The following is a 21528-nucleotide window of genomic DNA, read 5'->3' as shown; positions in this document are numbered from 1 at the left end:
CCCCGACGGCACGACTCGATCGCGGTCTCCTGATCTGTACGGCCTGATTCGCGGAGAGGCGGGAGAGCGACATGTTCAGCTCGACCGCGGCGCCGCTTCCCACGCTGTGCGGGCGGCCGGTGCCGACGGATCGAGCGCTGGTGATGGCGATCGTGAATCGCACCCCGGACTCGTTCTACGACCGCGGCGCTACGTTCACCGACGCGGCGGCCATGGACGCCGTGGCGCGCGCGGTGGACGAGGGCGCCGACCTCGTCGATATCGGCGGGGTGAAAGCCGGGCCGGGTGATTCGGTGGACGCGGCCGAGGAAACGCGCCGGGTGGTGCCGTTCGTCGCGGCCATTCGCGGGAAGTACCCGGAGCTGCTGATCAGCGTCGACACCTGGCGCGCCGACGTGGCGCTGGCCGCGGTGGGCGAGGGCGCGGATCTGATCAACGACACCTGGGCCGGCGCCGATCCCGATCTCGTTGCGGTGGCCGCCGCGCACGGAGCGGGTCTGGTGTGCAGCCATACCGGTGGTGCGGTGCCGCGCACCAGGCCGCACCGGGTCCGCTACCGCGACGTGGTGGGCGAGGTCACCGAAACGGTGGTGCGGGCCGCCGAGGACGCGCTCGCGGCGGGGGTGCGCCGGGATTCGATTCTGATCGATCCGACGCATGATTTCGGCAAGAACACCTACCACGGTCTCGAACTGTTGCGCGGAGTCGACGTTCTTGTAAAAACCGGATGGCCAGTCTTGATGGCGCTGAGCAACAAGGATTTCATCGGGGAGACTCTAGGTGTCGGTCTTTCCGAACGGCTGGAGGGCACATTGGCGGCGACAGCGTGGTCGGCGGCGGCCGGCGCCAGAGTCTTTCGTGTCCACGAAGTCGCCGCGACCCGGCGGGTCGTGGACATGATCGCCGCGATCCAGGGCATCCGGCCCCCCGCACGAACCTTGCGAGGTCTGGTATGACATTTCAACACCGTGAGCCCGCTTGGGCGACGACCCATACCTGGGACACCCCGGGCTGGCGCGTGGACGAGCTCGTCTCCGCGAAAGCCGGGCGCACCGTATCGGTGGTGCTGCCCGCACTGAACGAAGAACGGACCGTGGCCGACGTGGTGGCCAGCATCCGCCCGCTGCTCGGCACGCTGGTGGACGAGCTGATCGTGCTGGACTCCGGCTCGACCGACGCCACCGCGGAACGGGCCCGCGCCGCGGGCGCCGAGGTGATCAGCCGCGAGCAGGCGGTGCCGGAGCTGGAGCCGGTGCCGGGCAAGGGCGAGGTGTTGTGGCGTTCCCTGGCGGTGACCAGCGGCGACTTGATCGCCTTCGTCGACTCCGACCTCATCGACCCGGACCCCGCGTTCGTGCCGAAACTGCTCGGGCCGCTGCTCACGGTTGCCGACATGCACTTGGCCAAGGCGTACTACCGCAGGCCGCTGCGGCAAGGCGGCGCGGTGGACGCGCACGGCGGCGGCCGCGTCACCGAACTGGTCGCCCGGCCCCTGCTGGCCGCGCTGCGACCGGAGCTCTCGCAGGTGTTGCAGCCGCTCGGCGGCGAGTACGCGGGCACCCGGGAACTGCTCACCTCGGTGCCGTTCGCGCCGGGCTACGGGGTGGAGATCGGGCTGCTGCTCGACACCTACGATCGGCTCGGCATGTCCGCGATCGGCCAGGTCAACCTCGGCGTGCGCACGCATCGCAACCGGCCGCTGGCCGACCTGGGGGTGATGAGCCGCCAGATCCTCGGCACCGTGCTCGGCCGCAGCGGTGTCCAGGACTCCGGGGCCGCGCTGACCCAGTTCCCGCTGATCGGCGACGAGTTCACCGCGCATCGCACCGAGGTCTCCCTGCTGGACCGCCCGCCGATGAACACCCTTCGGCCCGCCTGCGCCGCGGCCTGACTGCTCGCGCGGCATACGGATTCGGTCAAGCACCTTCCGCATGGGGATCCCGCATGTATCCCGCCTCGATCAGGGTGCGAAAGGCCGCGTGCTTGTAGACGCACTCGGACGGCTCACAGATCCGGTGGCGTTGCATGAGTTCGTGCGCCTCCCCTACGGTCAACGGCTCAACGAGTAGTCGCTGCGGTCTGCCGATCGGGCAGGTCGGGAGCGCGGGGGCGGGCAACTGTTCCGCGATCGCGTGCTCGGCGGCGCCGACCCGGCGCCGCCGGTTCGCCGGTCCGTGCAGCAACCCGATGGTGGCGAACAGGCTCGCCGCGCCGACGAGCGAGCAGAGGACGGCGATCTGGGTGGCGGTCACGGCGCATTCTCCTCTCGATGGGGCGGGCCGGGCAGCACGTGGCGGGGCCGCAGCGCAACGCACCGTCACCTACTTATAGCTAACTTTCAGCAAATCAAGTGTGGGCCGGGTGGACGCATCGCGCAAGTGGGATCAGGACGCGCCCGCGACCGGTATGTGCGGCTCTGCCGCCGGGTATTCCCGCCGGCCGGCGGTCCAATCCGCCATGCGGGCACGAAGTTCGGATCGGTCGGCGGTGAATGGGCACCGCGGTGCGGTCCAGCGGGGAGGATGCTCTTGTCGAGCTGGGCGACGGTGGACGTAGCCGTCTCATCCGGTGTCCGCGCGTCGGGTGGAGTCCGACCGGGTTCCTTATCCTGCCGAGCTGGTGTCGATGACGTCGCGGCCCGCCCTCACGCGGCTTCCGCTTCAGCTAATGGAAAGCTACCCTGCGTGGCGACGATGATCCGGCCTCGGCCGGCCCACTGCTTCATCCGGAGCCACATCCGCCGCCGCGTCGCGCGGCTGGTCGCCATCGGTGGGCTGCTCGGGCTCCTCGCGTCCGGAATCGACCGCTTCGGCCTCGGCGGTGTGCGGCGGGCCGGGCTCCGGTTCGTCGTCACCCGAGTCGTCCGCCTCGGGCGATGTCGCGGACTGCTCCCTCGCCAGCCGTGCTTGCAGGTCGGCGACGGTCACGTGGGCCTGCGACCCCGTCGGTCGCAGCAGCACGCTGACGATCAGGCCGAGCAGCCCCACCGCCAGGACGGCACCGCCGATGAGCAATAGCGGATTCACGATTTCCTCCTTGCCGGACGCCGCGCACGTCCGCTTCGCCAAGCTGTGGATGGACGGACGACGCCGGTCTCGAAGCGGTTATCGTCCAGCTATTCAATCATCCGTGCAGGAACGCGACTGTGGCAGGGTTGGTGACCTGCGCCACACGACGGCGCGACTATTCGGGTGTCGCGGTAAGAGTGCTGTGACCAGGTCGTCGGCGAGATGATTCCGTGCTGGTTTGCCGGCGCAGGGCTTTTTCGCTGCATCACTTCTTCGGTGTGACGTGTGCAGACTTATGGTGTCCACATATTTGCTGAAACTTGCTGTGTCAGTGCGTCGGACACATAGCCAGGGGTCGCCTCGCCGCGCGACTCCGGTCGAAACCCGAACACCGGCAAAGGGATCGAGCATCCGGCGGCGGCATCCGCCCGGGGCGCGGCTCAGCGGCGCAGACCCGTTGCGGGCGACCTGTTCTCGGGGTCGTGCCGGTAGACCGGCGTGAGCAGTTCGGCCTCCAGCGGTTCGCCGGTGGCGCGGTCGAAGCGACAGGCGATCAACACCGAGAACAGGTGATTGCTCGCTTGCTCGTGCAAACCGGACAGCCGGGTGGCGAGCAGCCGGATGGCGCCGAGCGAGCCGGGCGGATGCATGCCGTCGATCATCAGGACGCTGCCCCGCCCGTCGGGCCTGGGAAGCCTGCCCAGATAGGCGATGTCGTGCGGTTCGGATCCGTCCGGCCGGTACACCCGCCGAGCCGGGCGATCCTCGATACCCCGGCGCGAGTCGCCCACTCTGGCCACCGCGCGGCGCAATCGCGGGTCGGCGGCGACCAGTTGACGCAAACTCGGGGACAGTTCCGGCCCGCCCAATACGATCAGGCCGTCCCGCCGCAGGTCGATCGGACGACCCGGTAGGAAATGCTCGACCGCCACGGTGAAACCGAGCTCGCGTAGCAGTTCGGCCAATCGGAGCGGCGCCGCGGGATCCGGCGCGCCGATCACCCGCCCGGCGCGCACCTCCGGGACGAGCACGGTGAGCGAGCCGTGCCCGAAGAACAGTCCTTCCGGCGCGGGCCCCTGTGTACTCACCTGGTGGATGCGGGCCCGGGAAAGCCCGGCGGCCGCACCGATTCTGGCGAACGTCCAGCCTTCGGCATGGAGCTCCCGGATCACGGCACGCCGAATCCTGGTCAGTTCGTTGATGGTCTGCTGGGCCGCCGCCACCCCGTCGGTGGCCGCCTTCAGTCGCTCGACTTTGTCCTCGATCGCGAACACGCGCGCCACGTCATCGGCCGACATGTGCGAAGTCTAGACAGCCGAACAGCTCAATGTGTTTAGTCTGCTTGACGTTCAGGTGGCGTCGGTGTCGATCGGCGGACGTTCGTTGCGCTCCAACGGCTTATCCAACTTGGGCATCGGATAGTCCGGCATTCCGCTGTTCGTGCTGTACAGATCCTTGGCATCGGGCAGCGCGTCGTCGAAATTCCGGAACAGCGAATCGTCGCCGTTGAGAAGATGTCTCGTCACCATCGCCCGGGGCGTCATACCGCGCAGTTCGTTCAGGTCGGCCAGCGGCTTGCGCAGATCTTCGAATTCAGGCCCCAACTCCTCCCTGAGCTGGGAGGTGGCGCCGCTCGCGTAATCGCGCACCTGCCGCAGGCTGCGGGTGGTCCAGCGCACGGCACCGGGCAAGCGCTCCGGGCCGAGAATCACGAGGGCGGCGACGAGCAGGATGACCATCTCGCTCCAGCCGATGTTGCTGAACACGTCACCAGGCTACCCGGCGGTCCGACCAGCGGCTCAGTCGGATTCCAGGGTCACCGGCACGTCCACCTGCCTGCCATCCCGGATCAACTGCACGTTCACCGTCTCGCCGATCTTGCGGGACTGCACCGCGACGACCAGCTCGTCCGGCCCGGTGACCTCCCGATCGCCGACCTTCACGATCACGTCACCCTCCACGATCCCGGCCCGCGCGGCGGGACCGCCTGCCACGACGTCCGCTACGGCGGCACCGCTCATGACCTCGTTGGCCACCTGCTTGGTGCGCGCGCTCAGGCCGATGGTCGGGTGGTGCACCACGCCGTCGTGGATCAGGGTCTGCGCGACCTCGATCATCTTGTCCACCGGGATCGCGAAGCCGAGGCCGACCGAGCCACCGGTTTCGCTGCGGATGGCGGTGTTGATGCCGATGACCCGGCCGTCCATGTCCACCAGCGCGCCACCGGAGTTACCAGGGTTGATCGACGCGTCGGTCTGCACGGCATCGATCACGGCTTTCGTGTCGCTGCCCTCGCCCTCCAGCTTCACCGGGCGATGCAGGGCGCTGACGATGCCGGAGGTGACCGTCTTGCTGAGGCCGAGCGGCGAACCGATGGCCAGTACGTCGTCGCCGACCTGGACGTCGCCGGACTTACCGAGCTGAGCGACGGTGAGATTTTTCACATCGACCTTCAGTACGGCCAGGTCGGTCTTCGGGTCGCGGCCGACGATCTGGGCCGGCACCCGGGTGCCGTCGGAGAACTGCACCTGGATCGCGGACCGGTTGGTCTTGTCCTGGGCGGCCATCGAAACGACGTGGTTGTTGGTGACGACGTAGCCGCCGCCGTCGATCACCACGCCGGAGCCGGTGGCGCCGTTCTCACCGACGGTCACCCGGATGGAGACGACCGACGGCAGCACGGCATTGGCCACCCGCGCGATCATGCCGTGCGGACGGGTGCCGTCGCCGCTCTGTTCGAGCGTCACCTTGCGCGAGGTGAGCGTCGAGGCGGTTTCCGCGGTCAGTCGACCGACCAGCCCGCCGAGCAGACCGATGACGAGCGCGACCAGCGCGAGCAGAGCCAGCGCCTTGGGCGCGACCCGGGAACCGAACAGCACTTCGCGGGCACTGAGCTTCTCGGCCCGGGGCAGCGCCTGCCGGTTGGGTGTGGGCACCGCGGGAGCGCCGAGGCGGGCGATGGCCTCCGGGTCACGCCACGGATCGGCCGGCCCGGCCGCGGGAGCCTGGCCACCGGCCGCGTCGGGATCGCGCTGCAGAAGTTCGGTGGAGCCTTCGGGGCGGCCGAAAGCTTCGGCCAGCACCGCGTCGGGCGGCCGGTTCTGTAGTTCGGGTCCCGACTGCGGCGCCGAACCCGCCTTGCGGAGCGGCTCGGCGAACGAACCGGACAGGCCGGACGGTCTGCGGAAGGCCCGCGCGGTGTGCGTGTCGACATGAGGCCGGTAGACCGGGCGCGGACCGAGCACGGGTGCGTCCGGTGGACGGAGATCCCCGCGGTTGGCCGCCGAATCCGAGGTGTCGGCCGATCCGGAATTCGTCGATTCGGTGGTCACTCGGGAAACTCTACTTGCGCCACCACGTGGTCCACCGGGTCGCGGTGAACGAATCGGTCAGAAACCCGAAAACCGCGTCGTTACGCCCGGACTGACCGGATGCCGAGGAGGGTGTCCGGCCGCTGGACGCGCCGCCGGGCAGCTCCGCGAGAGGGATCCTGGTCAGGCTGTCGTGTAGGCCGGTGGGAATCGCGACCTGGCCCGCATGCCGCAGTGCGATGCGCGCCTGTTGCTGGGCATCGACCTCCGCCGCGCACTCCGGACACAGCGAGAGATGTTGAGCGGCACGCAGGTAGGCGTTCATCCGCAGCTCACCGTCCACGTACGCCGCGATCGCCTCGCTCGCCAGATGCTCGGTAGGGCGAAAACGGGGCGGACGACGACCGGACGTGCTGAAGTCGCCACTCATTCGGTGCTCACCCTTCCAACCGACATCGACCGGTGTTCGGGCGATGCCGGCTTCCGACGGATCACCCGATGTTCGCGTCAGCGGCGAACCGCTGCTCACTTCCATTATGCGCAAGGTAGTCGCGCAGGGCTTGGCGCCCACGGTGGATCCGACTGCGCACAGTGCCCAGTTTCACGCCGAGCGTAGCGCCGATCTCCTCGTAGGACAGCCCCTCGATGTCACACAGGACGACCGCTGCGCGGAACTCCGGCGCGAGCGAATCCAGGGCCGATTGCAGGTCGGGATCCAGCCGGGCATCGTGGTAGGCCTGCTCCGGCCCGGGGCCCTCGGCGGGCACCCGGTCGTAGTCCTCGGGCAGCGCTTCCATCCTGATCCGGTTACGGCGGCGCACCATGTCCAGGAACAGGTTGGTCGTGATGCGGTGCAGCCATCCCTCGAAGGTGCCCGGTTGATAATTCGACAGCGAACGGAACACCCGGATGAACGTCTCCTGGGTGAGGTCCTCCGCGTCTTGTGCGTCGCCGGAGAGACGGTAGGCCAGGCGATAGACCCGGTCCGCGTGCTCGCGGACGAGTTCGTCCCAGGTGGGCATCGCCGACCGGTCACCGGTGGCATCGAAGGCAGCAGTCCCGGTCAGTTCGACCGACTCCTCGGTGGGCTCGGTCTCGACCGGCAGGATCTGCTCGGGCAGGGTGGCGTATTCGCGCGCCGCATCGACCATGTGGATGGGGCTACCTCCTACTAAGGACCGCAAACGGGGAGAACTCGCTCCGGACCGGGTCTACGGTCCGTCACGTACGGATACAACCGACAACCGGTATGTGATTGTTCCCGCGTCTCCTGTCAAGGCACGGTCGGTGGTCTTGCGTTGCACATACTCTTTCTTGTCCTGATATGGCCCTGTTATGGAGACCCTGAGGGTCACCTGAGAAAAACGGCGGCGGAAATGGCGGGCGGCGCGTGTTGTCCGGAACGCCGAGATCACCCGCCCGGCGTTAGCCTCATAACCGTGGCATCGAATCTGGAGCGGAATCTCGCCTATGTGGAGGAATCCGTCGTGGAAGACGAAATCCTCGTCAGCGCGCGGGAACGGGCCACCGAACTCGGCGCGGTACCCGTGCCGCCCTCGGTGGGCGCGCTGCTGAGCATGTACGCGCAGTTGCTCGGTGCGCGTGCGGTGGTCGAGGTCGGCACCGGCGCGGGCATCAGCGGGCTGTGGCTGCTCGACGGTATGCGCGAGGACGGCACGCTGACCACCATCGATTCGGAGCCGGAGCACCAGCGCGCGGCCAAGGAGGCGTTCCGCGCCGCCGACATCCCGCCCGCGCGCACCCGCCTGATCAACGGGCGGGCGTCGGACGTGCTGCCCCGGCTGGCCGACGGCGCCTACGACCTGGTCTTCATCGACGCCGCGCCGCTGGAGCACCCGGAGTACGTCGCCCAAGCGGTGCGGCTGCTTCGCGAGGGCGGTGCCATCCTGCTGCACAACGCGCTGCTGGGCGGGCGCGTACCCGATCCGGCGCACCGTGATCCGGCCACGCAGGCAGTGCGCGCCGCGACCCGCGCCATCGCGGAGAATCCAGAACTCACCTGTGTGCTGATTCCGGTCGGCGACGGATTGCTCTGCGCCGCACGCGGTTAGTGCTTCGCGGCAGTCTGGTTCCACCCGGGAATCCGGGGTATGCGCTGAGAAAGAACTCGGTGAGGAACACAGTTATGCGTGAACTAACTCCCCTTGAAGTAGCGGCCATGGGGGAAGTCGTGACCGAACGACGGACGAGTTGGTTGCGGCCGACGATGGTGGCCCTGCTGCTCGTGCTTCTGGGAGCCGTGCTCGTGATGGTGGTGGTGAGCAACGCCGATTTCGACACCGGCCCGGCGAAAACCACACCGACCCCGGGCCCCTGTGCGCCGTTCTGCACCCAGAACGGCGCCCCGCCCGCGCAGTAGTTGTCCCGGCCGCAGGCGGCCCCGCTGCGGCGGAATATGCCTGCCGCCGAAGTTTTCCGGAATTCCGTGCCGCCGCCACTTCGCGAAACAGCCACCGTAGAGCCACGGTTCGGCGCGGGCTGCCGCACCGGACGAAAGATCGCCGATACTGGTGGAGGTCAGGTTCCGAGTGGATCCGGAAGTGGGTGCGGCATGGTGATGATGATGTTTCTCTGGGACGAAGACGAGCGTCGTCCCAAGCCGATCCATTGGGGACGGACCATGATCGCTTTCGCCGGGGTGCTGCTGTTCGCCGTGCTGGTGGTCTATTTGGTGAGCACCGCCGATTTCGGTGGCGCCTCGAAATCCACCGTGCCGCGCACACCGGGCCCTTGCGCGCCGTTTTGCATCAACGCGCCCGCGCCGGAGCCGGGCGCGCCCTAGCCGCGATCCGGCGCTGCTACACCCAGACGCCCTTGCCCACCGTGACGACGCCGCCGTTGCTCACGGCGAAGCGGCTGTGATCGCGAGCCAGATCGACCCCGATGATCTCGCCTTCGCCGACGACTACGTTCTTGTCCAGGATGGCGTGCCGCACGACCGCTCCGCGCCCGATCCGCACGCCGGGCATGAGCACGCACCCTTCGACGGTGGCGCCGTCGTCGACCATGACGTTGGCGCTGAGCACCGAATTGCGGACGGTGGCGGCCGACAGAATGCTGCCCGCGCCCACGATGCACTCCTGCGCCAGCCCGCCCTGGGCGAACTTCGCGGGAGGCAGGTTCTCGGCCGCCCCGCGGATCGGCCAGTGGCGGTTGTAGAGGTTGAACACCGGGTGCACCGAGACCAGGTCCATGTGCGCGTCGTAGAACGCGTCGATGGTGCCGACATCGCGCCAATAGCCCCGGTCGCGGTCGGTGGCGCCGGGCACGTCGTTGTCGGCGAAGTCGTAGACACCGGCCTGCCCCGCCGCGACGAGGGCCGGGATGATGTCACCGCCCATATCGTGGTCGGAGTCGGAGTTGTCCGCGTCCGCCCGGATCGAGTCCACCAGCACCTTGGTGGTGAAGACATAGTTGCCCATGGACGCGAACGTGACGTTCGGGTCGTCCGGGGTGCCGGGCGGATGCGCGGGCTTCTCCAGGAACTGGGTGATGCGGCCGGACTCGTCGCTGTCGATGCAGCCGAACGCGCTGGCTTGGCTGCGCGGGACCCGGATGCCCGCCACGGTCACGCCCGCGCCGGAATCGATGTGATGGCGCACCATCTGCTCCGGGTCCATCCGGTAGACGTGATCGGCGCCGAAAACCGCGATGTATTCGGGGTCCTCGTCGTAGATCAGGTTCAGCGACTGCAAGATCGCGTCCGCGCTGCCGGTGTACCAGCGCGGGCCCAGGCGCTGCTGGGCGGGCACGGGGGTGATGTACTCGCCCGCGAAACCGGACAGCCGCCAGGTCTGCGAGATATGCCGGTCGAGCGAGTGCGACTTGTACTGGGTGAGTACGCACAGTCGCAGAAAGCCCGCGTTGACCAGATTGCTGAGTACGAAGTCGATGAGACGGTAGGCGCCGCCGAACGGGACGGCGGGTTTGGCGCGGTCGGCCGTGAGTGGAAAGAGTCGCTTGCCCTCGCCACCTGCGAGCACGATTCCGAGTACGTGCGGCTGGCTCCTCACATCTGCCAAACTACCGGGTGCAGCGCGCGTGAGTGGCCGCTGTGGACTCCAAGGTTTAGTTTGGATCGGTGAGTTTCGGCACGGATGGCGGACGTTCGGCGGTGGGATCCGGTGAGCGGGACCGGCTTCGCGTCGCGATGCTGACCCGCGAGTACCCACCCGAGGTGTACGGCGGGGCCGGAGTGCACGTCACACAGTTGACGGCGCATTTACGTCACCTGTGCGAAGTGACCGTGCACTGCATGGGTGCCGAGCGCGCTGATGCCGTGGTTCATCAACCGGATCCGTCGCTCTACGCCGCCAACGCCGCGCTGCAGATGATGTCCGCCCAGTTGCGGATGGCCGACGCGGTGGGTGACGTGGACGTGGTGCACTCGCACACCTGGTACAGCGGTTTGGCCGGGCATCTGGCCGCGACCCTCTACGGCGTGCCGCACGTGCTGACCGCCCATTCCCTGGAGCCGCGCAGGCCGTGGAAGGCCGAGCAGCTCGGTGGCGGCTATCGGCTCTCGTCCTGGTCGGAGCGCAACGCCGTCGAGCACGCCGACGCCGTCATCGCGGTGAGCGAGGGCATGCGCCACGACGTACTCGACGCCTATCCCGCGGTCGACCCGGACCGCGTCCACGTGGTGCACAACGGCATCGACGGTGCGGTCTGGCATCCCGGCCCCGCGTCGGCTGACGAGCCGTCGATCCTCGCCGAACTCGGCGTGCGGACCGATCTGCCCATCGTCGCCTTCGTCGGCCGCATCACGCGCCAGAAGGGCGTGGGCCACCTGCTGGCCGCCGCCCGCGACTTCGACCCCGACATCCAGCTCGTGCTGTGCGCCGGCGCGCCGGACACGCCCGAGCTGGGGCAGGAGGTCGCCGCTGCGGTCCAGGAGCTGCGGCAGCGACGCGGCGGCGTGTTCTGGGTGCGCGAGATGCTGCCCACCGAGCGGATCCGGCAGATCCTCGCCGCCGCGGCGCTGTTCGTGTGCCCGTCGGTGTACGAGCCGCTGGGCATCGTCAACCTGGAGGCGATGGCCTGCGCGACCGCGGTGATCGCCTCCGACGTGGGCGGCATCCCCGAGGTGGTCGACGACCGCAACGGACGACTGGTGCACTACGACGCCGGTGCCGCCGCGGACTACGAGCGCGGGCTCGCCGCCGCGGTGAACGAGGTCGCCGGCGATCCGGAGCTGGCCGCCCGGCTCGGCGCCGCGGGGCGCGAGCGCGCGATCTCCGAATTCGACTGGTCGCACATCGCGGCCCGCACGCTCGCGGTCTACGACGAGGTCAGGAAAGGCTGAGCCGGGCGATCACGCCGCACGGTAGGCGCCGACCACGACCGACGCGGTGACCTCGACGGTTTCCGGCAGTCGCGCGAGGCGCTCCGCTCCGGCGGCCGCGTGATGCGCGGACGGCCCCATGCCCACTACGTGCTCGACATCAGTTCTGGCAAGCGTCATCGGATACTCGATCAACGTCCGGTCGACGGGCTCGAAATGTCCCGCCATCGCGGCGTCGAGCCTGCGGTTCTTGTCCGGATCGACCCGGACCATGTCCAGCGGCTCGATCAGCTCGCCCAGGTGGCGTTCGGTGGGGGTGGCGACGACGAAGCGACCGTCCGCGGCGAGCACCCTGGCGATCTCGCCGGGATTGCGCGGGGCGAAGACCGAGAGTACGCAGGCCAGCGCGCCATCGCGGATCGGCAACCCGCGCCAGGCGTCGGCCAGCACCGCCGCGGCACGCGGGTGGGCGCGGGCGCACCGCCGGACGGCCGGCTTGGCCACGTCCAGCCCGATGCCGACGGCCGGGGGAGCGGCGTCGAGCGCCCGGGCGAGGTAGTAGCCGGTGCCCGCGCCGATCTCCAGCACCGGGCCGTCGGTCCGGTGCCCGGTCGCGGCGCGCGTCACCGCGTCGGCGATCGGCGCGAAGTGGCCTTCGCTCTGGAAGGCGGCGCGGGAATCGAGCATGGCCGCGGTGTCCCCGGTCATCTTGGTCGACGCACCGGTCAACAGGCTGACGTAACCCTGTCTGGCGACGTCGAAACTGTGACCGCGACCGCAGCGCAGTGCTCGATCCCGCGACTCGAACGCGAGCGACGCGGCATCCCGGTGCGCCCGCAGGCATTCCGGGCAGGCCAAAACGTCGGCCGCGACGGCGAGGGCCGAATGCTCAGCCGGGGCCACTCAGCTCGTGACGCTCTTCAGTTCGTCACCGAGCGCCGCTGCCTCGTCCGGCGTGAGTTCGACGACCAGACGCCCGCCACCCTCGAGTGGAACCCGCATGACGATTCCACGCCCTTCTTTGGTTGCCTCGAGGGGACCATCCCCGGTACGGGGCTTCATGGCCGCCATCCTCTGCTCCCTCCAGATCTGCGCGGTCCTTGCGCACTTTCTCGGAACTTCAGTTGTCACCAACCAGTGAGCTCGCCGGCGTTTGGCGAGCGACACCCGTCCCATTCTTCCCTATCGTCGATGTGGACGGATAGCTGAGTTCGAAAAGTGACCGGTCGGCACGTGTCCAGGCGGCGCTGCCCACCCAGCAGCCGGCCACATGATCATCGACCATTCCGGTCGCCTGCATCAGGGCGTACGCCGTGGTCGGCCCCACGAACCGGAATCCGCGCCGCTTCAATTCTTTTGCCATGGCGGTCGATTCCGGGGTGGTGGCGGGCACCTCGGCGCCGGAACGGGGGCGCGGGCGCGGGGGTGGGGCGAACGACCACAGCAACTCGTCCAAGCCGACGTCCAGGTCACGGGCGACGCGGGCGTTGGCGATGGCCGCGTTGATCTTGCCGCGGTTGCGGACGATGCCCGCGTCGGCCATCAGCCGGGCGACGTCGTCGTCGCCGAACTCCGCGACCCGTGCGATCGAGAAATCGGCGAACGCCGCGCGGAAGGCCGGGCGTTTGCGCAGGATGGTCAGCCAGGACAACCCGGATTGGAATGCCTCGAGGCAGAGCCGCTCGAACAGGGCATCGTCGCCGTGCAGGGGCTTGCCCCACTCGTAGTCGTGATAGTCGCGGTAGAGCTGGGAATCCAGCGGCCACGCGCAGCGGACCAGTCCGTCGTCGGCGCGGGCGCTCACATCGACTCCGGCGCGATCGGCGTCTGCCGCCGCGCGGCCTGCGCTTCGGTCAGCTGGTGCTGGAGCTCATCGATCCGCGCGGCCAGCCGGGCCAGCGCCCAATCCACTTCTCCGGCTTTGTAGCCGCGCACCACCTGCTGGAACCGCAACGCGCGTACGTCCGCCCCGGTGATCCCTTCCACCGGCAACACGGTGGCCGTCGTGCCCTCCGGTAGCGGCCCCAGCTCCTCCGCGCGCCCGAACACCGCACTGGCCAGTAGGAACAGCACCGCGGCGACCAAGCCGACGATCAGCACGTACAACAGCATGGTGAGCATGAAGTAATTCTATTTGGACAGCTCGCGGCACCGGCCGAGGCGCCGCAGGCGCCGCGGATCAGGCACCGCGGGTGGTGTCGATGCCCAAAGACATGCCGGCCAGGCCGCGGCGGCGGACCGCGAGTTTGTCGGCGACCTCCTGCAGGGCCTTGGCGGCGGGGTTCTCCGGATCGCGCAGCACGATCGGGGTGCCTTCGTCGCCCGCCTCGCGCAGTGCCTGTTCGATGGGGATCTGGCCGAGCAGCGGCACGGTCGCGCCCACCGCGCGGGTGAGCCGGTCGGCGACGGCCTGCCCACCGCCGGAGCCGTACAGGTCCATCCGGGTGCCGTCCGGCAGGTCCAGCCATGACATGTTCTCCACCACGCCCGCGATGCGCTGCCGGGTCTGCAACGCGATCGCGCCCGCCCGCTCGGCCACCTCCGCGGCGGCGGGCTGCGGGGTGGTCACGACCAGGATCTCGGCGTTCGGGATCAGCTGCGCGATGGAGATCGCGACATCGCCGGTGCCGGGCGGCAGATCGAGCAGCAGGATGTCGAGGTCGCCCCAGAACACGTCGGCGAGGAACTGCTGCAATGCCCGGTGCAGCATCGGGCCGCGCCAGACCACGGGGGTGTTGCCCTGGGTGAACTGCGCGATCGAGATCATTTTCACATCGTGTGCGGTCGGCGGCATGATCATCCGCTCTACCTGCGTGGGCCTGGCGTCGGTGCCGAGCATGCGGGGGATGGAATGACCGTAGATGTCCGCGTCCAGCACGCCGACCGACAGGCCGCGCGCGGCCATGGCGGCGGCCAGGTTCACCGTGACGCTGGACTTACCGACCCCGCCCTTCCCGGAGGCCACGGCGTAGACGCGGGTCAGCGAGCCGGGCTGGGCGAAGGGGATGACCGGATCGGCGGAGTCGCCGCGCAACTGCCTGCGCAGTGCGGTGCGCTGCTCGTCGTCCATCACATCGAGGTCGACGCTGACGGCACCCACACCCGGTACGTCGGCGATGGCCTTGCTCACCCGCTGCGTGATCTCGGTGCGCAGGGGGCAGCCCGCCGTCGTCAGATAGATCTCCACGTGGACATCGCTATCGGCGCCGATGACGACGCTTTTCACCATGCCCAGCTCGGTGATCGGCTTGCGGATCTCCGGGTCGTCGACCTTCGCGAGGGCACCCCGCACATCCGATTCCGTAACCACTGACATGGCAGGAATTTTAGGCCTGTCAAATTTTCGGCAGGTCTCCGGCCCGGGGTGCGACCCCCGTGCTGTAGGCGGTCTCCCAGGCCATGACGTTCGCGACGTAGGCCATGGAGTGGTTGTAGCGCAGGATCGCCTTGGACTGTTGGGCCAGATCACGCATGTTCAGGCCGCCGTCGCACAGGTACTTTCCCGCGGTCAGCGCGGCGTCGAAGAGGTTCTGCGGGTCGGCGATGCCATCGCCGTTGCCGTCGGCGCCGTAGCGCTTCCAGGTGTCGGGCAGGAACTGCATCGGGCCGATCGCGCGGTCGTAGCTGTCCAAGCCGTCCAGTGCGCCGTCGTCGGAGTCGCGCACGACGTGGTTACCGCTGAGCGAGCCGTCCAGCACGGGGCCGTAGACGGGACTGAGCGGGTTGCCGTCGGCGTCGGCCTTGCCGCCGTACGCGTGGGTGGACTCGACCCGGCCGATGCCGGCCAGCAGCGACCACGGCATGCCGCACACCGGGTTCTGCGCCGCCAGGACCCGTTCGGCGTTCTGATAGGCCGCGACGGCGATACCGGGGATGCCGAGCGGCCCGGCCGGCATCGCGGCGGCCTGCCGACCACTCGGCAGCGCAACGGTTTTCACCACGGGCGGGGCGGTGGGCGCGGCCTTGGCCATCGCGTGCGCGAGGAATTCGCCCCCGGCGGGCTCGACGACCGATGGCGCGGCGCCCTGAACGTCCTGGCCTTCCGGCGTCTGGACGGCGGTCGCGAGCGGTGCCGCCTCGCCTACCTCGGAGGCGGCCGCGACGGATACGAGCCCGGCGGGGACCAATCCGGTCAACGCGATGACCGAACTCCGTCGGACGGTGGCAGGCGGTTGTTTTCGATGACGCCCCACGGTGTGGTGACCCTCCCATGACTCGCTGTGAGCCGTTTGTTACGGAACCACTAGGGAGAGTACCGCATCCGAGATCTTTTTGTTACTGCTTCGTGATCTGGGCTGGGTTTGGATCACTGCTGGGGTGCGGCGGGTGGTGCGGGAAGGGGGATGACGATACCGAACGGCAGGGTGATTCCGGGCTGCGGTGTAGGCGTGGGTGTGGGTTCGGTGGCGGTTGCCGGCTCGGGTTCCGGCGCGGGCGGTGGGGTGGTGGCGGGTTCGGACGCGCCGCGAGATTCGTTGTCGCCCAGGGGTGGCTCGCCTGGGATGGGGGTGGGTTCGGCCGTGGCGAGCGTGGTATCCGGCTGTCCGCATCCGGCCGCAAATTGATCCTGTGTGCCGGGTTGTCCCGCGGTCGCGGCATCCGCGGGCCGGTCCGTCGCGGCGGGACCGAACTTGCGTGGCTCGGCCGGTGCGGCGCCGTCGGATTGCTGCGGCGTCAGCGGTACCCGCACGGTCCCGGGTAGATCCGGGAACGGCATCGGTGCGGGAACCGATTGCCCGGCACAGGGATTCACCGGCGGCGCGACCGGGCAGAAGATCCCGCACGGGATCGGCGGCAGACCGGGCAGCGTGATCATCACCTGTGTCGGCTGCGGCCGCGGCCGCGGCGCCCGATACTGGTCGGCCGGCTCCGTCGCCGGGGTAGTGGTGCGCACCGCCGTCATATCCGCGCTCGGCCCCACCGGCGGCAACGACCCCGGCGCCACCAGATCCGGCGACACCCGTACCGGCGTCGGCGAGCCACCCATCCGATACGCCCGTGCCCAACTCAGCACATTCGCCGCGTACGCCATCGAGTTGTTGTACCGCAACACCGCCCGCAACTCCTGCGCCGGATCCCGCAGATCCACACCCCCCGAACACAAATACTTCCCCGCCGCCAACGCCGCATCGAACACATTGTGCGGATCGGCCACCCCGTCCCCGTTACCATCCGCCGCGTACAACGCCCACGTCCCCGGCAAGAACTGCATCGGACCCACCGCCCGCGCGTACCCCCCATCCGCCGCCCGGATCACCTCGTTCCCCGGCGAACTCCCATCCAGCACCGGACCGAAGATCGGCGACACCGTCGTACCCGCCGCATCCGTACGCCCACCCCCCGCATGCCCCGACTCGATCCGCCCGATCCCCGCCAGCAAACTCCACGACAACCCACACCCCGGCGCCGAGGACGCCAACGCCAACTCCGCATTCCGATACGCCGCCAACACCACCTCCGGAATCCCCAACGCACCCCCCACCGCAGGTAACGACAACTCCCCCAACGGCACCGCGCCACCGAACGGCGCCACCCCCGGCGTCACCGCCCGCAACCGCCGCAGCCCCTCCGCCGCCACCGGCAACAACCCCGCCACCCCGGACTCCGGACCCGCCGCCGCCAACACCCCCGCCGCCTGCGGCGCCGACCCCTCCACCGCCGACTGCACCCCCGAACCACTCACCACCGCACCAGCAACCACCAAAGCCGAGACCGTTATCGGAACAGATACACGCATTCGGCCACACCCAATCCTCGACGTCGTGGGAGCGGCCGTCCGGGACCTGCCGTGCCCAGGCCGCTCTGGACAACGTTGTCCAGGTTACCCACCGGTCAGGTCCTTATTCGGTATTTCTGGTTGATCACTGGTTACCGACGGTGAAACCGATGCCGGAGCGGGCTTTCGACCGGAGGTTTTCTTGCGACCGCTCTTTCCGGCGGTTTCCACCCGGGTTTCCTGCTCCGGGGATTCCGCGTACTCCAATCGGTCCAGAATCCCTTTCAGCTCTTCCAATTCCCGGCGCAGGTAATCACGCGTGGCCACTTCGCCGACCGCGATGCGCAGCGAGGCGAGTTCCCGGGCCAGAAACTCGGTGTCCGCCTTGGTCTGCGCGGCCCGCACCCGATCCTCTTCCAGGGCGACGCGGTCCCGGTTGTCCTGCCGGTTCTGCGCCAGCAGGATCAGCGGCGCCGCGTAGGCGGCCTGGGTGGAGAACGCCAGGTTCAGCAGGATGAACGGGTACGGGTCCCAGCGCAGCGTGACCACGAAGACGTTCACCACGATCCAGACCACCACCACGATCGTCTGGACCGCGAGATACCGACCGGTCCCCAGGAATCGGGCCACCTGCTCGCTGCTGCGGGCCACGGCCTCGGCGTCCCACTCCAACCGGAACCGGCTTTCCACCGGCGTCTCCAGCCGTTGGCGGGCCCTGCTGGGGCCGAGCCGCAGGCCCGGGTCGTTCTCGCTCACGGTGTGTCCTTTCGGGCATGCGCGCGATCCTGCGGGCTCACGCTCCGCCCCGCTCGTCGGTCTCTTCCTGGTCGCGCCAGTCCTCCGGCAGCAGGTGATCGAGGACATCATCGACGCTGACCGCGCCGAGCAGATGGTTCTCCTCGTCCACCACCGGTCCGCAGACCAGGTTGTAGGTCGCGAAGTACCGGGTCACCGCGGCCAGGGGCAGTTCGGGGCGCAGCGGCGCCAGATCGGTGTCGAGGATGCCGCCCACCAGGTGGGCGGGTGGTTCGCGCAGCAATTGCTGGATGTGGACCGAACCGAGGTAGCGGCCGGTCGGCGTCGCGGTGGGCGGTCGGACCACGAACACCATGGAGGCCAGTGCGGGGGTGAGGTCCGGGTTGCGCACGCGCGCGAGCGCTTCGGCCACCGTCGTGGCCGGGGTCAGGATGACCGGCTTCGGCGTCATCAGGCCGCCCGCGCTGTAGGGCGAGTGCTCGAGCAGTCGGCGCACCGGCTCCGACTCCTGCGGGTCCATCAGGGCCAGCAGCGATTCCGCCTCGCCCTTGGGCAGCTCGCCCAGCAGGTCGGCGGCGTCGTCGGGGTCCATCGCCTCCAGCACGTCGGCGGCCCGGTGCACCTCCAGGTGGCTGAGCAACTCGACCTGCTCGTCGTCGGGCAGTTCTTGCACCACATCGGCCAGACGTTCGTCGTCCAGCGCGACGGCCACCTCGATCCGCCGTTTCTCCGGCAGCTCGCGCAGCTGCTGCGCCACGTCGGCCGCGCGCATCCCCTCGAATCCTTCGAGCAGTTGCGTGACGTCCTGTCCCGGCCTGCCGATCTCGTAGGGCGTCAGGCCGGACACCCTGGTCCAGTCCACCACGTGCACCGTGCGCCTGCGGCCGAGCCTGCGGTGCCCGCGCACGGCTACCCGGCTGACCAGCCAGTCCCTGGAACGGGTCTGCTCGATACCGAGATCGGCCACGTGGACGTCCACGCCGGCCAGGTCGGGCAGGTCCGGGTCGTCGACCCGCACCACCGAGTCGACGATCTGCGCCAAGGCGAGCATCTCGCCCGGTCGCTGGGTGAAACGTCGTAGGCTGACCGTTCCGGTGTTCAGCGTGACCACGCCGGGCTCGATCGCGGTGATCCGCAGGATCGGCACGAAAATGCGCCGCCGGGTGGGCAATTCGACGACCAAGCCGTGCACGCGGGGCTGCTGGCGGTCGGAGCGGACGGCCACGACGACGTCACGGATCCGGCCGATAGACTCCCCGTCCGGTCCCAGTACCGCCAAACCGGCCAGCCTGGCGACGTACACCCTGGTAGCTGCCATGCTGCCAAGGCTAGATGTTCGCGCGCGGGTGTTCACATCCCGCCACGATCGACGGGAGTGATCATGCAGCCACGCCGTTCGGTGCTCGCCTGCCCGGGCAGCAACACGAAGATGATCGAGAAGGCCAAGACCTTGCCGGTCGACGAGGTGTTCCTCGATCTGGAGGACGCGGTCGCGCCGGTCGCGAAGGCCGAGGCGCGGGCGAACATCGTCGCGGCGCTCAACGATTCCGGGTGGGGAAGGCAGCTGCGCGTGGTCCGGGTCAACGACTGGACCACCGAATGGACCTACGCCGACGTCATTTCCGTGGTCGAGGGCGCGGGTGCGCGGCTGGACGCGATCCTGCTGCCCAAGGTGACCGACGCGGGCCAGGTGCGCGCGCTGGATCTGCTGCTGACCCAGCTGGAGAAGACCTGCGGCCTGGATGTCGGCCGGATCGGCATCGAGCCGCAGCTCGAGAACGCGCTGGGACTGCGCAATATCGACGCGATCGCCACCGCCAGTCCCCGGGTGCAGACCCTGGTCTTCGGTCCGGCGGATTTCATGGCCAGCATCAACATGCGCACCCTGGTGGTCGGCGAGCAGCCGGAGGGCTACGACACCGGCGACGCCTACCACCACATCCTGATGACCATCCTGCTCGCCGCGCGCGCCCACGGCCTCCAGGCGATCGACGGCCCGTACCTGCAGATCCGGGATGTGGAGGGCTTCCGCCGGGCCGCCGCGCGCACCGCCGCGCTCGGATTCGACGGCAAGTGGGTGCTGCACCCCGGCCAGATCGAGGCGGCGAACGAGATCTTCAGTCCGCGGCAAGCGGACTATGACCGCGCCGAGGAGATTCTGGACGCCTACGCCTTTCACACCTCGGCGGCGGGCGGCGCGCGCGGGGCGGTGATGCTCGGCGACGAGATGATCGACGAGGCCAGCGCCAAGATGGCCCAGGTGATCGCGCACAAGGGTCGTGCCGCCGGAATGACGCGAACCACGCGCTTTACCCCACCGCGCGATGCGTCGGAATAGCAGAATGGAACTATGACGAATCCCTTGGGGAACTCGAGCCGTGCGCGGCAGGCCCTCCCGACGCCTCCGTCGGGCTGGCCGGTCGGCTCATACCCGACCTACGCCGAGGCGCAGAAGGCGGTCGACTATCTGGCCGACAACCAGTTCCCGGTGCAGGACGTGACCATCGTCGGTGTCGACTTGATGCAGGTCGAGCGGGTTCTCTACCGGCTGACCTGGGGCAAGGTGATCGGCGGCGGCGTGGTGTCGGGTGCCTGGCTGGGCCTGTTCCTCGGTCTGTTGCTGAGCCTGTTCACCACCAGCGGCGCGCTGGGCCCGCTGCTCGTCGGCCTGGTCGGCGGCATCATCTTCGGTCTGATATCGACCTCGATCCCGTACGCGGCGACCAGGGGGCAGCGTGACTTCGCCTCCACCATGCAATTGGTGGCGGGCCGTTACGACGTGCTGTGCGATCCGAAGTCGGCCGAGCAGGCACGGGACATGCTCGCGCGGCTGGCGATCTGACGCATGGAAGTGCTGGAGACGGTCCGCACCGAGGTGCTGGGCCATTTCGAGGTGGACGCCGCGCACGTCGACGCCGCCTCGGTCACTTTTCTGGGCTTGGAGCCGATCGAGGTCCTGCGCATCGTCGAGGGTGATCTGGTGCACTACGTGACGCTGGGCGCCAGCAGGCATCCGATGGGCGATCCCACCGCGGTGCACGCCGATCCGGTACGCGGGCCGCGCGCGGAACTCGTGTTGACGTTGCGGTCGGGTGTCGGCGCCGGCTCGGGCCTGGCCAAGTCGCTCGGCGTGCTGGCCGCGGCGCCGGTCGTGGAAGGCGTTGTGCTGCAAGCGAACGCGCTGCTCGACCTGGGTGAGCCGCTGTGGCGGGACGCGCCGTTCACCGCGGTTCTGCTCTGCGACAGCGACATTCCCGAGGTGCCGCTGCCGGATCCGGCCGAGCCGGTGCGGTACTTCGCGGTGACGCCGGTCACCGCGACGGAGGCGGCATGGGTCCGGGTGCGGGGTGCGCAGGCGTTGCGAGAGGCGTGGCGGGAGGCGGGCATCGACGTGCGCGACCCGGGGCGCGGTGCCGCCGGCCTGTGATGCCG

General features: G+C 69.1%; 25 protein-coding genes and 1 pseudogene. 9 read left to right on the top strand and 17 right to left on the bottom strand.

All coding sequences use genetic code 11. The features are described from left to right. Nucleotides 1-71: 71 nt before the first annotated feature. Both folP and ACT89H_RS10405 read left to right on the top strand, forming a co-directional pair. Complete coding sequence (folP, locus tag ACT89H_RS10410) at nt 72-956, top strand: dihydropteroate synthase (protein ID WP_445108350.1); 885 nt, start codon at nt 72-74, stop codon at nt 954-956. Continuing rightward, the gene (locus tag ACT89H_RS10405) at nt 953-1891 is read left to right on the top strand and encodes a glucosyl-3-phosphoglycerate synthase (RefSeq protein ID WP_445108349.1); all 939 of its coding nucleotides are present in this window, start codon (nt 953-955) and stop codon (nt 1889-1891) included. Before folP ends, ACT89H_RS10405 begins: the two co-directional genes overlap by 4 nt. Nucleotides 1892-1916: 25 nt before the next feature. On the opposite strand, the gene ACT89H_RS10400 is transcribed toward ACT89H_RS10405, so the two are convergent. The 7 genes from ACT89H_RS10400 to sigE all read right to left on the bottom strand — a co-directional run bounded on the left by ACT89H_RS10400 (nt 1917) and on the right by sigE (nt 7470). Beyond that, the gene (locus ACT89H_RS10400) at nt 1917-2252 is read right to left on the bottom strand and encodes a hypothetical protein (RefSeq protein ID WP_445108348.1); all 336 of its coding nucleotides are present in this window, start codon (nt 2250-2252) and stop codon (nt 1917-1919) included. Nucleotides 2253-2675: 423 nt separating this feature from the next. Continuing rightward, nucleotides 2676-3026, bottom strand: a complete 351-nt coding sequence (locus tag ACT89H_RS10395; protein WP_445108347.1) for a hypothetical protein — start codon at nt 3024-3026, stop codon at nt 2676-2678. A 422-nt stretch (nt 3027-3448) separates the two neighbouring features. Beyond that, the gene (locus ACT89H_RS10390) at nt 3449-4306 is read right to left on the bottom strand and encodes a hypothetical protein (protein ID WP_445108346.1); all 858 of its coding nucleotides are present in this window, start codon (nt 4304-4306) and stop codon (nt 3449-3451) included. A 51-nt stretch (nt 4307-4357) separates the two neighbouring features. Beyond that, nucleotides 4358-4774, bottom strand: a complete 417-nt coding sequence (tatB, locus tag ACT89H_RS10385) for a Sec-independent protein translocase protein TatB (RefSeq protein ID WP_445108345.1) — start codon at nt 4772-4774, stop codon at nt 4358-4360. A 33-nt stretch (nt 4775-4807) separates the two neighbouring features. Then, nucleotides 4808-6340: a S1C family serine protease gene (locus tag ACT89H_RS10380; RefSeq protein WP_445108344.1), complete on the bottom strand. Its 1533-nt coding sequence runs from the start codon at nt 6338-6340 to the stop codon at nt 4808-4810. 10 nt (nt 6341-6350) lie between these two features. Beyond that, complete coding sequence (locus tag ACT89H_RS10375; protein WP_195046890.1) at nt 6351-6749, bottom strand: hypothetical protein; 399 nt, start codon at nt 6747-6749, stop codon at nt 6351-6353. A gap of 61 nt (nt 6750-6810) precedes the next feature. Further along, nucleotides 6811-7470: an RNA polymerase sigma factor SigE gene (gene sigE / locus ACT89H_RS10370; protein ID WP_445108343.1), complete on the bottom strand. Its 660-nt coding sequence runs from the start codon at nt 7468-7470 to the stop codon at nt 6811-6813. A gap of 288 nt (nt 7471-7758) precedes the next feature. Between sigE and ACT89H_RS10365 the strand changes: the two genes are divergently transcribed. From ACT89H_RS10365 to ACT89H_RS10355, 3 genes are all read left to right on the top strand, one after another. Then, the gene (locus ACT89H_RS10365) at nt 7759-8391 is read left to right on the top strand and encodes an O-methyltransferase (protein ID WP_445108342.1); all 633 of its coding nucleotides are present in this window, start codon (nt 7759-7761) and stop codon (nt 8389-8391) included. 74 nt (nt 8392-8465) lie between these two features. Then, nucleotides 8466-8699, top strand: a complete 234-nt coding sequence (locus ACT89H_RS10360; RefSeq protein WP_445108341.1) for a hypothetical protein — start codon at nt 8466-8468, stop codon at nt 8697-8699. Between the two features lie 192 nt (nt 8700-8891). Continuing rightward, nucleotides 8892-9122, top strand: a complete 231-nt coding sequence (locus tag ACT89H_RS10355) for a hypothetical protein (RefSeq protein WP_445108340.1) — start codon at nt 8892-8894, stop codon at nt 9120-9122. 16 nt (nt 9123-9138) lie between these two features. On the opposite strand, the gene glgC is transcribed toward ACT89H_RS10355, so the two are convergent. Further along, complete coding sequence (gene glgC / locus ACT89H_RS10350; protein ID WP_445108339.1) at nt 9139-10353, bottom strand: glucose-1-phosphate adenylyltransferase; 1215 nt, start codon at nt 10351-10353, stop codon at nt 9139-9141. A gap of 137 nt (nt 10354-10490) precedes the next feature. Between glgC and glgA the strand changes: the two genes are divergently transcribed. After that, complete coding sequence (glgA, locus tag ACT89H_RS10345) at nt 10491-11645, top strand: glycogen synthase (protein ID WP_445108878.1); 1155 nt, start codon at nt 10491-10493, stop codon at nt 11643-11645. A gap of 9 nt (nt 11646-11654) precedes the next feature. On the opposite strand, the gene ACT89H_RS10340 is transcribed toward glgA, so the two are convergent. The 9 genes and pseudogenes from ACT89H_RS10340 to ACT89H_RS10300 form a co-directional block, all read right to left on the bottom strand. Next, nucleotides 11655-12527, bottom strand: a complete 873-nt coding sequence (locus tag ACT89H_RS10340) for a putative RNA methyltransferase (protein ID WP_445108338.1) — start codon at nt 12525-12527, stop codon at nt 11655-11657. Continuing rightward, entirely contained in the window at nt 12528-12695 is a 168-nt protein-coding gene (locus ACT89H_RS10335) for a DUF3117 domain-containing protein (RefSeq protein ID WP_011211259.1), read from the bottom strand. It abuts the gene before it with no gap. Nucleotides 12696-12751: 56 nt separating this feature from the next. After that, nucleotides 12752-13428, bottom strand: a pseudogene (locus tag ACT89H_RS10330) (DNA-3-methyladenine glycosylase I). After that, nucleotides 13425-13745: a DivIVA domain-containing protein gene (locus ACT89H_RS10325; RefSeq protein ID WP_445108337.1), complete on the bottom strand. Its 321-nt coding sequence runs from the start codon at nt 13743-13745 to the stop codon at nt 13425-13427. The pseudogene ACT89H_RS10330 and the gene ACT89H_RS10325 overlap by 4 nt, the downstream one beginning before the upstream one ends. 58 nt (nt 13746-13803) lie before the next feature. Beyond that, nucleotides 13804-14940 carry an Mrp/NBP35 family ATP-binding protein gene (locus ACT89H_RS10320; RefSeq protein ID WP_445108336.1) on the bottom strand — a complete coding sequence of 379 codons (1137 nt, stop codon included), beginning with the start codon at nt 14938-14940 and terminating at the stop codon, nt 13804-13806. 19 nt (nt 14941-14959) lie between these two features. Next, nucleotides 14960-15817, bottom strand: coding sequence for a lytic transglycosylase domain-containing protein (locus tag ACT89H_RS10315; RefSeq protein ID WP_445108335.1), 858 nt, complete (start codon nt 15815-15817; stop codon nt 14960-14962). Between the two features lie 113 nt (nt 15818-15930). Next, nucleotides 15931-17307 carry a lytic transglycosylase domain-containing protein gene (locus ACT89H_RS10310; protein WP_445108334.1) on the bottom strand — a complete coding sequence of 459 codons (1377 nt, stop codon included), beginning with the start codon at nt 17305-17307 and terminating at the stop codon, nt 15931-15933. A 138-nt stretch (nt 17308-17445) separates the two neighbouring features. Beyond that, nucleotides 17446-18075: a DUF1003 domain-containing protein gene (locus tag ACT89H_RS10305; protein ID WP_445108877.1), complete on the bottom strand. Its 630-nt coding sequence runs from the start codon at nt 18073-18075 to the stop codon at nt 17446-17448. 58 nt (nt 18076-18133) lie between these two features. Continuing rightward, nucleotides 18134-19414 (bottom strand): magnesium transporter MgtE N-terminal domain-containing protein, encoded by a 1281-nt coding sequence (locus ACT89H_RS10300; protein ID WP_445108333.1) that lies wholly within the window; start codon nt 19412-19414, stop codon nt 18134-18136. Nucleotides 19415-19477: 63 nt separating this feature from the next. On the opposite strand from ACT89H_RS10300, the gene ACT89H_RS10295 reads away from it, so the two are divergent. Genes ACT89H_RS10295 through ACT89H_RS10285 form a run of 3 tightly spaced genes read left to right on the top strand, consistent with a single transcriptional unit; the run spans nt 19478 to nt 21523 of the window. Further along, on the top strand, nt 19478-20434 hold the full coding sequence (locus ACT89H_RS10295) for an HpcH/HpaI aldolase/citrate lyase family protein (protein ID WP_445108876.1): 957 nt from the start codon (nt 19478-19480) through the stop codon (nt 20432-20434). Nucleotides 20435-20446: 12 nt separating this feature from the next. Further along, on the top strand, nt 20447-20938 hold the full coding sequence (locus ACT89H_RS10290; RefSeq protein ID WP_067804215.1) for a YflT domain-containing protein: 492 nt from the start codon (nt 20447-20449) through the stop codon (nt 20936-20938). Nucleotides 20939-20941: 3 nt separating this feature from the next. After that, nucleotides 20942-21523, top strand: coding sequence for a suppressor of fused domain protein (locus ACT89H_RS10285; protein ID WP_445108332.1), 582 nt, complete (start codon nt 20942-20944; stop codon nt 21521-21523). Nucleotides 21524-21528: the final 5 nt, after the last annotated feature.

This window comes from Nocardia aegles (assembly GCF_052545135.1).
Note: the sequence above shows the minus strand (reverse complement) of the source record. Positions and strands in the feature narration are given on the sequence as shown.